Below are 15,369 nucleotides of genomic sequence, written 5' to 3' on the forward strand. Positions count from 1 at the left end.
ATTTAGTTAGACAACCTCTTCGAATAGCAAACTTAGTTACAGGTTTCAGACTCATATGTTGCAAATACAGATACGATATCAGTTACTGGATTGTAGCTCGTTGTTCCTGTTATGCCTTTCCCATTTGCAGTGATAACAGAAGATGTCTTGTTGAATGTTACATTGCCTTCGTAAGTTTTATTATCGTAGTAGGTAAAGAAATAATATGTTTTTCCTTCCGTTATATTGAAATTAGCCTTCCCACTTACAGCGTAGGAATAGTTCCACGTATATGAATCTAAACTAATCAAATATAACCATGTTGAAGGCTTAATATTGAGGCTTTTATTAGTACATTTTGCAGTAAAATCAACCTCTACATTCAAATAGCTTGGTAGGCTTTTCACATTAAGAGAAATAGGAACTGATGAAACAGAGCATGGGTCAAATTGTGAGGTAGCCCCCAGAAAAGTATCCCCTTGACGCGAATAGACTTCTACTTGAAGTTTAAAATTTGCCGGCGGATTTGCATTAAAAAGACCGTTTGAACTATTACCATTGGTGACATCAAAATCATACATAGTTTTTACATAATTTTTCACACCAGCCTCACTAATACAATACACTTTTGCATAAAAATCATTGCTATTAGCATAACGTGTAACGTTAGAGCTTACATTGAATGTAAGAGGCTCCCACGAACGGCAGCTAGAATAAAACCAATCCAAATTCCAATAAGATAAATGTGGAGCTTTGAATTGTGCTACCAATTCGCCTTTGTTATTTCGTATCACATTTGCAACCCCCTCTTCTTTCCAAGCTCCAGTATCGCTATCATAACTCCAAGTCGGGATAGAATCTCCCTCCTTCATTAACTGACCTGTATTGGGATTTTTCAAATCGGGATTTAATCCTACAGTAACTTCAATTGGTTTTGAGAAACTTTTTACATCTTTTCCAGCAGCTTCCATTTCGACAGCAACAAACCCTCCCGTTATAAAAGAGCCATCAACTGATGAGCCACTATTCATAGCCACATTTTCTGCCGCAAATCCACCAGGAAAGCTTTCTATTGATTCTTGTGTTTCGGTGGTATATTGCACTACTGTTACTGCCACCTCTTTAGAATTAATAATCGTACCTGATGCATCTTTTATCTCTGTGCCTGGAGTAATTGTAATACTAGCTGTTTCAGGCTTATCAGGAGTAGAAGGTACTTCTACACTCTTCCCTTTACTTAAGTCTACAGTTGCTTTTTCTGTTGCTGCTCCAACAGGTGGAGTTGCAATATTTGTAAGAGGAACTCTGAAGTTCAGAGCATCTTTAGGGTCAGTAATAATAATTGTTTTGCTTGTAGATACATAACCCTCCCCAGAGACGGCCACAGTAAATTCAATAGGAGCTTTAGTTGTCGGTGCAACATTTTTATTTAAAACTAAACTTAATACATTTCCTGATGGGGTATAGTTCTTTTTTCCTGCATCACTCAGTACTAAATCTTTACCTGGACCCGAAATAGTTACCTTGAGATTCTGAGGACGACCCTTTACTTCCGGGTTTGCATCTACAAACTCAATTAATACTGGAGCCTTGTAAATATCGGTATTTACGGTAAGTTCTAAATCTTCAAATGGGTTTATTTTTTGACAGGCATTTAGTGCGCCAAAGATCAATATTAGGACTCCAGAAAGGCGCATAAAAAGTGTTATGTTTGGTAATTTATTCATAGCCGTATCGTATTAAAATGTATGTGTTCGATTTGTTTTTTAGTTCAGTCTTACTGCCAACCTAAGGTTGAACATAGGCCAATACCTCCAATCTTTCATATTGTTTTGAATTTTACTTTCTTGCTCACTCATGCTACTTAGTCTTTCAGTACCAGTTAAAGATACTTTGGGTTCAGACAAATAATATGTACCTAATTCAAACCCAAATCCAACTCTTTTTTTAGGGACGGCTCTCCCAAAGCCTAATCCGATAAATCTGGCTACACCTCCATTGTAACTCAAATCAAAGTTAAATTCTCCGATTTCCTTAGGAGTAAATTCGGTTTCACCTATTTTGTAATTCTCTGTGGGTGAAGCCACAACCAATACACGTCCTTTCTGAATATAACTAAGTCCCAAAATAAACTTAAATGAGCTTTTTGACGAAGGGTAAAGCTCCACCCCTAACCCTAGTGCGTTCATATCCAAGTTGCCATTTAGTTGTATGTCTTCATCTGAAACTGTTAACTTGTTGGACATGGTGTAATTTAAAAATGTGTTCATCAATCTTACTGAAATGTTGGGCGTAAACCGAGCCGAAACGTCAAATCCGGGTGTTGTACCTCCTAAAAGCCCTATACCGAACTTAATCGAGTTAGTATTTGATTTAGGTGCAACAGGCTTGATAAGTTGAGAAAAACCTCTAAAACTTATCGAAGCTACTAATAAAATTAAAAGTAGTTTTTTCATCATGGTAACTTCATTTTAATAGTTCAATAATCATATGTAGTATATTGTTTTTAATCTTGAGATTCAATGCTAAATATCAATTTTTGGGCAAAACACATAACCACTAGTTTGAGACAAAACCTCTCTAACTAGTTAAAAGTGAATATTTTCAGACGGTTGATTTATTTATAAGAATAATAGCTAATCATCAAAAAGACTACCTCGAATAGTATATCCTTTTTCTTGATGTAAAGCTATAAGAAGAACAGGTTCGATTTGTTAGTAGATTACTTTATCTTGTTTTTTTTTATTTTATGGTACTGCCAACACAGGATACACCATTTTATAAAGCAAAACACAACAAAAACAAACACTCTAAATAGAAGAAACGAAGGTTGACAATGTATTGAATACAAGGAAACATTATACTAACATAAGAAATTTAGTACTCTACCCTACTAAAAAATGGGACAAATTAGGTAAAAAGAAAGGGAAGTAAGAGTTTTGTAGTTACCAAGCTCCAAAACATCCCACTTCCCATGAACCAACGGCTCGAAAGCGAAATTACCAGTGTTTTATCAAAATTTCCAATTGTTAAGAATTTATCACGCAAAAAATTCATTTGCTCATTTATTTTAGGATTAATAAAAAGTAGAAATCGGGGCGGCCCGTGCCATACAATTTTGCGATGTAGCTCAACATCTAAATGTCAAGGCTAAATTAAGCTCCAATGAAGTTCGAATACAGGATTTTTTCAGGGAGGTTAATATTGATTATTTTTATGTAGCTTTGCTGTTGTTGCAGTTCTTACCGACTAATAAAAAGTTACGTTTATGCCTTGATAGAACAGAATGGGATTTTGGCTCCTGTCAGATAAATATTTTGATGGTAGTAGTAGGTTGTGGAGATTATCAGCTTCCTTTATATTGGGAAATGTTGGATAATAAGAGTGGAAATTCATCTACCCGAGACCGTAAAGCTATCGTAGAAATGTGTGTAAATTTGATTGGCAAAGAACGAATAGGATACATAGTTGGAGACCGTGAGTTTATCGGCCATTCATGGATTAAATATCTGAAAGACAATGGTATAAATTTTATAATGCGCTTGCCAAAACATCATTTATTACAAAAACCAGATGTTAGTGTGTTCAAAATAGAGTGCTTGAATTTAAAAATTAACAAAGCTGTGATATTAAGAGATTGTCTAGTAGATGGTGTAGTGGCCAATGTTTGGGTCAAGGCCTTGCAAAACGGTGATTTTTTATATTTATTGGGTACAGTAAATGTAGAATTTATGGGGCAGCTATATGCTAAAAGATGGACTATAGAGACTTGTTTTCAAGGATTGAAAGGTAGAGGTTTTAACTTAGAAAAAACGCATTTAAAATGTTTGAAAAAGATTAAAAAACTCATTGCCTTAGTCGCTATATCATATGCCGTTTGTATAAGTATGGGAATTTACTTTCACGCTAAAGTACAAAAAATCAAAAAGAAAAAGCATGGTTATAAATCCAATAGTTTTCTTAGAAAGGGTATAAATATGATTCAAGAATTATTCCGGCAAGCAATACTGACAGATACAGCTATTGAGAATAGAATATTCAGCTTTTTAAGATGTATAAAAATGCAAATGTCTCATTATCAAAAAAAATATGCCTACTTAAAAAAAGCTGGGTATAGTAGAAATTTAGCTAATATAATGCTGAGTATTAATGCAACATAAATTTGCATTAACATATTGTGGTCTATGAGCTATAGGTACTAGGTTAAAATGTACTAATAATTTCGTAGGAAATACTTTGATTCTTTTTAATTGTAGCATAAGGTAGTCCCATGAAAATAAGTTTATATTTTACCAGTGATTCTTTTCAAAATATCTTCAATTTCTAACGCTCGCATTTCAGAATAAACACTGGTATGGAAACGATCGAGTTTGGCTAGAACATGAAAAAGCAATTCCCTTTCATCTGATTTAAGCACTTGGAATAGTACTGCATCTACCTTGATCATCTCGGGCAAACAACTCATTATCCAACTCACACCCGATGATGTTATTTTTACTTGCTTTGAGCGCGCGTCGTCTGGATCATTAAATTCTTCTACAAGGTTATTCTTTATAAGACGGTTAATTACATTGGTGCCTGAGGTAAACTCAGAAATATTTCGATGAATTAATTCGCTTTTTCGCATAGCACCCATGAAATGCAAATCTGACAAGTACGCGAAATCTTCAATATTATCGACTGGTAGATTTTGCATTGTTTTTTTACATAAAAATGAAGGTACTTCTGAACTCGAACAAGTGCTTTACCTAGGCCGTTGGATGGCTTCACTACTCTACCTCCTGTATGATGTATATATTCTTCATCGACTTGCTTAAATCTTGCTAATTGTTGTTTTTGTAAGTAATCCTGACAAAATTCTTCCAAGTTACCTGTTGGATTCTCGTTCTCAAACACTTCCCAAGCCTTTACTAATTCAACGACTGGATTAATTGCCTTCTTCATATATTCATCAACGCTATTTCTAAATATTTCTTAGTTTGGGGGAGTACTTCATTTCGACTTTACCACAAATATAAAAGAGTAGTAATAGCTTTACTAATACTACTCTTTAGTAACAATGCTAATGTAGTTTTGTTTCGAAAACAAAAGGCTTGAGATATCTCCCAAGCCTTTCTCTCTAAACTTCCTCATCATTCACACCTGCAATAATGATTCTGAATGTAGTGCCTTTGCCCACTTCTGAATATTTAACGAAAAGCTTACCACTATGATAATTTTCGATAATCCTTTTGGCAAGTGTCAAACCTAAGCCCCATCCTCGCTTTTTGGTACTGAAACCTGCATTAAAAACCTTACTCAAATTCTGTTTACTGATACCTTTTCCTGTGTCCGAAATATCAATGATAATTTGATTGTGTTTGCCATTTTCCATCGTCACTTTCAACGCTCCCACACCCGTCATGGCGTCTACCGCATTTTTACAAATATTTTCAATAACCCATTCAAACAAATACTTATTAATTTTGACCGTTGGATGTGTCAAATGATTTTCAATCGTCAATGATACTTTAGATGAAATTCTTCGTTTGAGATAGCTCAAAAATACCTCAACGGTCTCAGCTACATTTTCTTCTTTGAGCACAGGTATCGAACCTATGTTAGAAAAACGTGTCGTGATTACATCGAGTCGCTGAACATCCTTCTCTAATTCCTTTACAATTTCTTGATCGAAAGTAGGATCTGATTTAAAAAACTCCACCCAAGCTGTTAATGAAGATAGTGGCGTGCCCAACTGGTGTGCTGTTTCTTTAGCCAAACCTACCCAAACTCTATTTTGCTCAGAGCGGCGTGAAGCATCAAAAAACAGATACGCTGCCAAGCCAAAAATCAACACTACAATCAACTGAAATACAGGATAATACCTAAGCATATTTAGCAAATGAGAATTTCCATAATATACATATTCCTTATGAAAATCCATATCAAGCTCAATCGGTGGGTTATCATCACGCATGATTTCATTCAATTTATCACGCAAAAAAGCTTGTTGCTCTTTTGAATTCAATCCCGGTGGAATCTGGATACTTTCTGAAGCGGTCAAATATCCTGAACCGTCTTTCAAGATGACAGGAATCGTAATATTCTCATTAGATTTCTTGATTTTTTCGAAAAAGAAATTCACATCTTTATCCAAATCATTGGTCATCATAAACTTAAACGACTCAGCATAAAGTTGAATTTGATCTTTCTCTCGTTCTTCCAATTTCGAAACAATTCGGTCAGTGAAGTACAAGGAAAATGCCCCGATAATAACGCAAACGAATAGAAAAGCGATTTTCCACCATGTGTTTTTACTATAAATATCGACTGTTAACATAGAATAATTATTGAGCGAATTAGCGAATGGGTGATTTAGTGATTTTGACAAAAGTATTTGAAGAGGAATAGGAAAATCATTTTCACTTTCTCTCCAATACAATTTTGCCAGTAAAGGTATCTGCTATCGACAACGAATCCTTTGGTTCTTTATTTTGTAATGTTAGCTTGTAAAAATACAGCGCATTAGGCAAAAAATTACCTTCTTGATTTCGTCCATCCCAAAATATTTCTTTTTCGGTCGCATTCACTGTCTGTTGAACCTCATAAACCTTTTTCCCGGAGACATCAAAAATCTGACAAGTTACCCAGTAATCATGTTCTGGTAAATTTTCAATACTCCATCTTGTCCACGTATGCAAAGGATTTGGAAAGACCTTTAATTGAACAGGAGTAACTTTCTCATCAATTACCATCTGTATTTGATATGCTTTAGTCGACACCTTTGCTCCTACTCTATCGCTAGCATTAATGGCTATCCAAACGGTGTCTTTAAGCCAATCTGTAGCCTGATAGGTTAACGAAAGCTTTCCTTTTTCCTCTGTTATAGCGGTAATGTTAGAATTATTTCCAGCAACCCAAGCACAAGTTTGGCAATGCTTTATCGAAATTTCTACATTTTCTTTTCTCAAAAAAACAAAGCGATTATTGTCCCATAACTGTATTTCCAATGTTGGATTTGGACTAAAATGCTCGAAGTTTTGGGCTATTCTCCCATTCACTTGCACAAGCATGGTAGGTGCGATATTATCTTGTTTGACGTTTACCAAAACTTGGGTTGAATTATTACTAAAATTGGCTTCATGTTTACGAGATGGATTTACCACAAAACGTAAAACATAGTCGCCAGCCTGCTCAAATGCTTTTGAAAAAACAGGTAGTGCTATTGAATCATGCGCCACAAAAGACGAAAGAGGCTCTTGTTGACTCTCCAAAACTTCTCCATTCTGAATAATTTGCCAATGCAAAAAAGTGCTATCGCTAAAAGGGGTATCGGAGGTATTATAGACATACCGTCTGATATTCAATACTTGTCCTATCTCTACTTCGTGGGTGTCTTTTAATGCCTCAATGGCTAAATCTGCATACGGTTTACCCAATACTCCCCAACGACGCAGTTGGCTGGCTTGCTTTACTTGTTTTGCTCCAAATTTTACTCGAATAGGAGTCAACAACCTTTGTGTAGAAAGGGGTTGAAAAGTTAGGTTTTCTTGTAATGCATAGCTTTCATCATTGATATTCAACTCATAGTTGCTTGGTTTTTCTAAAGATTGAAAATCTGTAAAAACTTGTTTGGCATCCTCCAAAGCGCCCATTTGCGGTGGTGTCATTTCCCAATTTTGAGTTTCAGGCAATAAATACAGCGTATCACTAATGGCGGAGATAGCACTTTTGCCAAACTTTTCGATGGCATTTTGCTTACCTTTTTGTACTGCTAACAAAAAAGGTGTTCCTAGCGGTAAGGCTTTGATTTTAGCGATTGAAAAGCCCAAATTTTGTAAAGATGTCCATATCTCCCCAGACCATTTTTGAGTACTTACGCGCCCATGTGGCCAAAGAATAAGCCAATCACCAACTTTCAGTTGCTGTAAATAAGTCAACAAAGGATTTTCACCTAATAATAGGTTTTCATTCAAATTTTGAATCCAATATGGGGAATTTCCACAGCTCAGTTGTGGCAAAATAAGATAGGGCTTCAATTGCGCGTCGAGCGTTATGGCGTTGAGGCTACTCCAAGGATAGCACAAGCCGTTACCCATCCATTGTTGATCATTTACTTTAACCCAACCCAGGTAATTACTTTGAGTAATATCTGCGCCAGGTACGTACAAAGCTATTTTAAGCGTATCAGGCTGTAGTTTCCAAGTACTTTTATCCCATGTAATTTCTGAAGTTTTTATGGCCTGAAAATGCGCTGATGTTCGCTGTATCCAGCCTAAAAGACTATTGGGAATATAGGTAAATGTTCCGTTCAACAGTACACTGTCTGAAGTAATCATCCGCCAATAATAGGTAGTTGTATCCTTGGCAATACTTTTAAACAAATAGCGAAAAACACCTTGTTTAGTAATCGTTTTTTGAAAAATAATAGACTTAAAATCTGAGTTATCAGCAAGCTGTAATTGCACAGGAGCAAGCAGAGTCTTATTTCCTTCCAACCAAATCTCGGGACTTGACACTATCGCCCAATTGCTGGGATAATACAATGCTAAAGATTTTTTCAGGTGGAAATCTCGAAGTTCGATATCATTATTCTTCGTATTTACTTCTTTTAAAACACCTTCATCGTCAAGCGATAATCTCAGATTGAGAGTATCGTTTTGCCAAGCAGAATTTAATGGAATTTTCAAAGAAAGAACGTCAGTGTTAACCAAAGTTTTTTCATATAACTGTTGAAAAATATCTTGTTGGTTGACAGATAAATGAATCGAAAATGGAACTTGGTTTGCTTTTCCATAATTAACGATTGAAACATTGATCCTGAGTGAGTCCTGTTGAAAATCTATACTCAGGCTATTTTTTACAAAAGCGATATCTGGCAACGCTATTGCTTTGAACAGCCGAATGGCAGGATCACCTTGCAGGGTAAATTGTTGCAAGGTTGTTTTGAGATAAGGGTCAGTAGCCTGATGTTTGAGTACCTGCGCATGAGCTTCTCCTAAAGTTTGAGATAACTCTCCTTGAAATAACTGCTGATAAAAGCTTTTGGAAAAAGCATACAATGAATTCGGATAGGCCAAATGAGTATGAGCCATAAAAGCAATAGCTCCACGGTCGGGAGACAATAACCAATCGGTACTTAAGGCCTTTTTTTCTGTAAAAAAATCGCCTGCATCACAACCATTGACCAATACAAACGGATATTTTCCTTGATTTTGATACCCCAAATCAGGATTGCTGACAAAGCCTATATCAAGGTCGAGTTGTCCAATAGCCGAATGGCCAAACAACGTAATCATACCAATGCCTTGATTCACTTCTTCCGATACATTACGGACTTCCACATAGGCATCGGTCTGTTTGCCAATGGTCCGAACCTCCAAACCTTTTTGTTGTGGGATATTGGCCAAGGAATCTAAATAACTTCGAAATAACGTTTGCTCTATTCCATATCTACCACCACTCAAATGCAAAAGCTGTTTACGTCCTATATAGGTATTCTCCTCTTTTTCAAAAGCCATTACTTTTTTGAGATAAGCCTCCACTTCAGCATTGGTTTCGGCTGGTATCCGACCAATCGACCTATTGATGCCCATGGCAAACGGTGTGTCTGAACAAGGATAGCCATTGGTTGGCACCAAATCTCTAGCGTAAGCAGATACACTTTTTCTTGCTATTTGTGGATATGCACCCGTGCCAATAAGCAAAATAGTAATAGGATTTTTCTGGTTTTTAGAAACAGTAAAATATCGCCGAAATGCCAGCGTTGATTTGTCTCCATGGTTAAAATAGTCATATAACATACGGCTAGTTACTACCTCACAACGATAGGCTCCACCAGCTTGAGAGCTTCGATAAGTGGCATATTGTTGGGCACTTTCCCTCAAATTTTCGTGAGTGACAATCAAAAAATTCGCTAAGGTATCAGGTTGCCAATCTCGAATTGGGGATAGACTGGTTATCTCTACAGGTTTTTCCCAAAACACCATTTGTGTACCAGTAGTAAAAAGAGTATCTCTGAATTGAGGTATATTTTTAGGAAAAAACTCATCCGAAATATTCCAAACTTTTAGCGTTTGAGAGTTCATTGGGATTTTTTTGGGCAAAGGCTCCTTCCAAAAATATTGTCCTCCTTTCGGCTCTAACGTACAAGCATAATCGTATTTGACACTCGCTATGGCAAATAATGATGCTTTACCTTTTATCTCTAATTCTTTGCCTTTACTGAGCAATATGTAGCCATTTATATCTTTACATTCGGCAGGTTGCAATTCAATCGTTGAGATAACTTGTGAACCTTGTATTATTTCAAGCACTTGAGTCGTACGCTTCTGACTTACTAGTCGTATATTGAATTTGAGCGTATCTTCTTCCGTATCTAGGGCACTGAAAATCAACCGTTCAGGTGAGTTTCCTGTAAAACTCATGCTCATCCAGCCTTCTGCTTTTTGATAGTTTGAGTCCCAAATTTTCTCGTTATCAAAAGGCGTTAATACTAAACCAGCGAAATAATTATCAGAGAATACTTGAATTTGTTCCTTTCGTGCTGTCAAACACAATCGATAGTTTTCTTCCAAATTTTGCATTTCAGTTCGTATTCTAAATACCGATTTTTGTGAAGGCTCGTATGTCAACACATATGCAGCAGTATCAGAAAAAAGACTGTAGGAAGGATTGGCTTGCGCTTGGGCTGATTCGTACAATGAAGAGTCCGTAATACCATCATTGGGTTTTCCCCAAAACAATAGATGGTCACCCGATGTGAAATAGGAATCATTTTTGCTGTGAATTTCTAAAGCAACCTCTTTTCCTTGACGATAGAGATGGATATATTGGTTCTCGATTATGTAAGGCCAAAAACTCTGGAGCGTTTCATAGTGAATTCTGTGCACCGCATTTTGCGCAACAGATACACGGAGCGATGGGTAATAAGTGGTTGTTTGAGCAACACAGACCCCTATCTTGCTCACAAGGAGCAAACTAAGAAAAATGATTTTTTTCATATTGTAGGTGTAAACTAGAAATTAGTATAGAAACTTTTTCAAAGAAATTTACAAAAAAACTCAATAGTTCTCAACAAAATAAAAATATTCACAAGCATTGCCTCGTAATTATTAAGCTTCAAGTAGATTCTATTTGATTTTCTGTAATAGTTATTTTAAGTTTATAAACGCATAAATGATTCTTTGATTACAATTTCGAATCATTTGTAACTCATTATCTTTGTCGATAGATTCTATTATTTAAAACCTTAAGCTAAAGTGTTTTTAGAAAAATATACCAACTGGCAATTTAATACCTTAAGCCCTTCTGATTTAGAGGAGTTTGAAGCAGAACGTTTGTCATTCCAAACGAGAGCGATTGTTTTTGCTTTAAAAATCGGTATTATCATGATGCCATTATTGACCATCAGTGATATTGTCGCCCTCAAAGATATTCTTACGCCTAATGGTTGGATGAGTTATTTGGGAGGACTTATGTCTTTTGAGTTTATGTTTCTTCTGTCTCATAGTCAAATATCTAAGTTAATTTCCCAATCCCAAAGAATCAGTAGTCTGAAAGCATGGATTACTTTGGCCGTTCTTACATTGACTGTTATGCAATATGTTACAGCTTTTATGGCAAAACATTATGGAGCAGAACTGTCGATGATAGCCTTGGCAATTTCGTATTTCAACCTTTCGTTTATGCTCAATGCTAAAGAAAGGCTTTACTACAATATAATCTGTTTGGCATTTTTCTTCTTGGGTTATCTAACCATTTTCCCTAAAGAACATATTCTTTTGGACACTATGTTGGTGGCGGTTGGACTGAGTGTAACTCTATACTTTGCTGGCGATATTATTTATAAATTACAATTAGAAAAGTTTGCTCAAAATAGACTCTTATTGAATCAAACCAAAGAGCAAAACGTACAGCTAAAACGTGCCATTCGCAATCAAAAAGATATTTTAGAAGTACTTTGTAATGAAATGGGTGTAAGTACCGAAGCACTCAACTTCGACAATCCAGATGCTTTGGGCTATCAAACTAAAGCATTGTTATTGCGCTTTGCAGAATACAAACAGCAAATTCTTGAGTCAAAAGAGCGCTATCAAGACCTCTTTATGAACATGAATGATGGTGTGGCTATTTTGTCAGAAAAAGGAGCAATCAAAGAGGCGAATGATACTTTCTTAGATATTTTGGGAATCAATCGAGACGAGATGACCACTTTTGACTTGGGTCGGTTAGTCCATCCTGAAGACAGAGAACATTCTAATCATCATCTTAAAAAACTTCTAACGGATGGATTTTATAAAAACTATGTAGGAAGGGTTATTCGCGGTGATGGCGAAGTACGTTACTTGGAAGTAAGCTCGACTGCCATCGTTGAAAACGGAGAATTCAAAGGCTCCAGAGATATTATCCGAGATATCACGCATCGTAAATTGGCAGAACAGGCGCTCGAAGAAGCTCGCAATGCCGAAAAGCAGTTTCTTTCGACGATGAGTCATGAAATCCGTACACCTCTGAATGCTATTATCGGTATCACACACTTGTTATATGATACACATCCAAATACACAGCAAGTTGAGTATTTTGACATCTTGAAAAACTCATCGCAGTTTTTGCTCAACTTGATTACCGATTTATTGGATTTTGCGAAAATGGATGCTGGAAAAATTACGGCACATCCAAAGGATTTTGACTTAAAGGGCTTACTAAAAACCATTCAGCAAACTTTCCAAATGAAGGTTACACCAAAGGGATTGGATGTAGACTTTATGGCAGATATGCGTATGGACCAGTTTTATCATGGCGACGAAACGCTTATTTACCAAGTACTTTTCAATTTACTAGGTAATGCCGATAAGTTTACGGAAAAAGGTAAAATTGGACTAAAAGTAAAAATCCTAGAAAGAAGCGAGGAAGATACCCTTTTTGAGTTCCAAGTATTTGACACAGGTATGGGAATTCCTGCCGATAAAATTGATTTGATTTTTAATAAGTTTACCCAGATTCATGACAAAAATAAAATTAAAACGCCTGGAACTGGCTTAGGGTTGTCTATTTGTAAACAAATTGTAGAGTTTTTAGGTGGAACAATCTGGGTAGAAAGTATTGAAGGAAAAGGTACTAAGTTTTTCTTTACACTTCGTTTACCAAAGGCGGTTGCATCCAACGGACTAGCCATCGAAGAACCTTTGGCGTTGACCGAAACGAAAAAAGCCTCTGAGCCTAGCTCTGTACTAGAAGGTTTTAAAATACTATTGGTAGAAGACAACGAACTGAATCGTAAATATGCTACCACCCTACTCAAAAAGTGGAAAATCGATTACGATATGGCTTTTGACGGTGCTGAAGCTTGTCAGAAAGCCCTCGACAAAAAATATGATTTGATTTTAATGGATATCCAAATGCCTATTATGGATGGATATGAGGCAACTATCAAAATCACCAATACCGAAAATCCTAATAAGAATACGCCAATTGTGGCGCTCACTGCCAGTGCATTAGTAACCCAAAAAGACAAGGCTTTGGAATGTGGTATGTCCGATTATCTCAGCAAACCATTTACGCCAGTGCAACTCAAAAGTGTTCTGAGTAAGTTTGCTATCATGTAATTTGAGTTCTGAGTGATGAGTCGTGAGTTTTGAATAAAAAATTAAAATACTAACTATCAACAACTTACAATTTATCACTCACAACTCAGCATTCAAAATTCAGCACTCAAAATTCTCACATGCTACACTTATTAAATCATTATGCCACTCAGGAAGAGTGTTCGTTTACACTATCCTTATTTTTTCAACCTGAACACTTGCATTGGCAATCGAACAGACAAGCGATAGGGTTTGCGTGGCAGGATTATGACCATCCTCAATATCAAGCTTTAGCCTATTTCTGGCTTGAAAATCAACAGGCAACGAGTCCATTAGCAGCTAGTTTTGGAGGCTTTGATTTTGATAATAAACTTTCAGACAAACAGCTTTTTGCCTTCGTTGAAGCGGTATTCTGTTGGTTGAAAACGCAACAAATTCATACAATACGATGTGTACAAGCTCCTATCTGTTATCAAACTCATTATTCGAGGCTACAAGCTATATTAGCTTCTTTTGGCATTAACACTATTTCAGAGACCAACCAACATCTGATTATTTCTGATACTACTTTTTCTAGTATCATCAATCCAGCTGCTAAACGACGTTTAAGCAAGTGTGAAAAAGAGGATTTTGTCCTCGACAATAGTACAAACAATCTTTATGAGCAATATGCCTTCATTCAAAGCGTAAGATTCGATAAAAAAATTCCCCTGACCATTACTCAAACAGGTTTTTTATCCCTTTTTGAAAACTTTCCTGAAAGCTTTATCCCTTTTACATTATACCATAACTATCAAATTATTGCAACTTGTACAGCAGTAGTGGTTATTCCAAAGCAAACCATCTATTACTTTCTTCCTGCGAGTGACCCAGACTACAACGCATTTAGTCCCAGTATTTTATTGATAAAATATTTATACGATTATGCCCAAGCACATCAATTCCAACTATTGGACTTAGGTATATCATCGATTAATGGGGTTTTGAATGAAAACTTATTTCGATTCAAGAAAAATCTGGGAGCCATTACTACGATCAAACAAGTAGTTCATGCCGAAATATAGGATTATCCATTTGAGCTACTCCCTCCTTTTGTCTTGTTTATCAATGCATTAGCAGCTTTGTGCCATCATCATATGTATAAGCCCTGCTTCTGACGGGTCTTCGGGTTTAAATTTTACCATTCAACCTTTTTTCTGACCATTTATCCAGCTTAAACAAAAAAAATCTCTATAGTACTTTGCATTGCATAGTACCTTTTTATATCTTTGAACTAAGGATTACCCAGTAGTGGGTATTGTCCAAGTAAATCGACTAATCACGGCAGTAGACTGATAGGACAAACCGACAGAAATTTACTGCTTTTTGCTAACAGTCTAGGCTAACAAATATTGAAGAACTATGGATTTAGAAAATGCCAAAGTGCAGATGCGGAAAGGAATTTTGGAATTCTGCATTCTGCAAATCATATCGAGAGGAGAAGTATATGCCTCAGATATGCTCGAAGAACTAACCTCTGCCAAGATTATGGTCGTAGAAGGAACACTCTATCCTTTGTTGACTCGCCTTAAAAATTCTGGCTTATTAGATTATAAATGGGTAGAATCGTCATCAGGACCTCCACGTAAGTATTATGTTTTGACAGACAATGGTAAAACTTTTCTTGAACAACTCGAAACTACGTGGAAAGAATTACAAGAATCAGTTGCTCAAATTATTCTAGACAGCTACCACAAAAAGCAAGAGGCTAGCAACACCGAAACGGAAGAACAAGCCTAATTTAACCTTAAACCAATCATCACACAGCGTGAGCAAAAATTGAATT

At 36.3% G+C, this 15,369-nt stretch carries 10 protein-coding genes; 4 read left to right on the forward strand and 6 right to left on the reverse strand.

Annotated features, from left to right (window positions below; translation table 11 throughout):
* Positions 1–32 precede the first annotated feature (32 nt).
* On the reverse strand, positions 33–1,706 hold the full coding sequence (locus tag BWI92_RS08380) for an astroprincin family protein (protein WP_141234723.1): 1,674 nt from the start codon (positions 1,704–1,706) through the stop codon (positions 33–35).
* A gap of 39 nt (positions 1,707–1,745) precedes the next feature.
* Entirely contained in the window at positions 1,746–2,438 is a 693-nt protein-coding gene (locus tag BWI92_RS08385) for a hypothetical protein (RefSeq protein WP_095161875.1), read from the reverse strand.
* Between the two features lie 651 nt (positions 2,439–3,089).
* On the opposite strand from BWI92_RS08385, the gene BWI92_RS08390 reads away from it, so the two are divergent.
* Positions 3,090–4,139 (forward strand): IS4 family transposase, encoded by a 1,050-nt coding sequence (locus tag BWI92_RS08390; protein ID WP_217903392.1) that lies wholly within the window; start codon positions 3,090–3,092, stop codon positions 4,137–4,139.
* Between the two features lie 122 nt (positions 4,140–4,261).
* On the opposite strand, the gene BWI92_RS08395 is transcribed toward BWI92_RS08390, so the two are convergent.
* From BWI92_RS08395 to BWI92_RS08405, 4 genes are all read right to left on the reverse strand, one after another.
* Positions 4,262–4,615: a MarR family winged helix-turn-helix transcriptional regulator gene (locus BWI92_RS08395; protein ID WP_176464376.1), complete on the reverse strand. Its 354-nt coding sequence runs from the start codon at positions 4,613–4,615 to the stop codon at positions 4,262–4,264.
* Entirely contained in the window at positions 4,588–4,923 is a 336-nt protein-coding gene (locus BWI92_RS27245; RefSeq protein ID WP_176464377.1) for a hypothetical protein, read from the reverse strand. The genes BWI92_RS08395 and BWI92_RS27245 overlap by 28 nt, the downstream gene beginning before the upstream one ends.
* Positions 4,924–5,098: 175 nt before the next feature.
* Positions 5,099–6,298 (reverse strand): PAS domain-containing sensor histidine kinase, encoded by a 1,200-nt coding sequence (locus BWI92_RS08400; protein ID WP_095162023.1) that lies wholly within the window; start codon positions 6,296–6,298, stop codon positions 5,099–5,101.
* An 82-nt stretch (positions 6,299–6,380) separates the two neighbouring features.
* Positions 6,381–10,961: a C25 family cysteine peptidase gene (locus BWI92_RS08405; protein WP_095161881.1), complete on the reverse strand. Its 4,581-nt coding sequence runs from the start codon at positions 10,959–10,961 to the stop codon at positions 6,381–6,383.
* A gap of 258 nt (positions 10,962–11,219) precedes the next feature.
* Here BWI92_RS08405 and BWI92_RS08410 point away from each other — a divergent pair, with 258 nt between their 5' ends.
* The 3 genes from BWI92_RS08410 to BWI92_RS08420 all read left to right on the forward strand — a co-directional run bounded on the left by BWI92_RS08410 (position 11,220) and on the right by BWI92_RS08420 (position 15,323).
* Positions 11,220–13,565, forward strand: a complete 2,346-nt coding sequence (locus tag BWI92_RS08410) for an ATP-binding protein (protein ID WP_095161883.1) — start codon at positions 11,220–11,222, stop codon at positions 13,563–13,565.
* A gap of 119 nt (positions 13,566–13,684) precedes the next feature.
* Entirely contained in the window at positions 13,685–14,608 is a 924-nt protein-coding gene (locus BWI92_RS08415; RefSeq protein WP_095161885.1) for a peptidoglycan bridge formation glycyltransferase FemA/FemB family protein, read from the forward strand.
* 337 nt (positions 14,609–14,945) lie between these two features.
* Positions 14,946–15,323 (forward strand): PadR family transcriptional regulator, encoded by a 378-nt coding sequence (locus BWI92_RS08420; RefSeq protein WP_095161887.1) that lies wholly within the window; start codon positions 14,946–14,948, stop codon positions 15,321–15,323.
* The last annotated feature ends 46 nt before the right edge of the window (positions 15,324–15,369 follow it).

The organism is Flectobacillus sp. BAB-3569 (assembly GCF_002270355.1).
GTDB classification, from domain to species: domain Bacteria; phylum Bacteroidota; class Bacteroidia; order Cytophagales; family Spirosomataceae; genus Flectobacillus; species Flectobacillus roseus.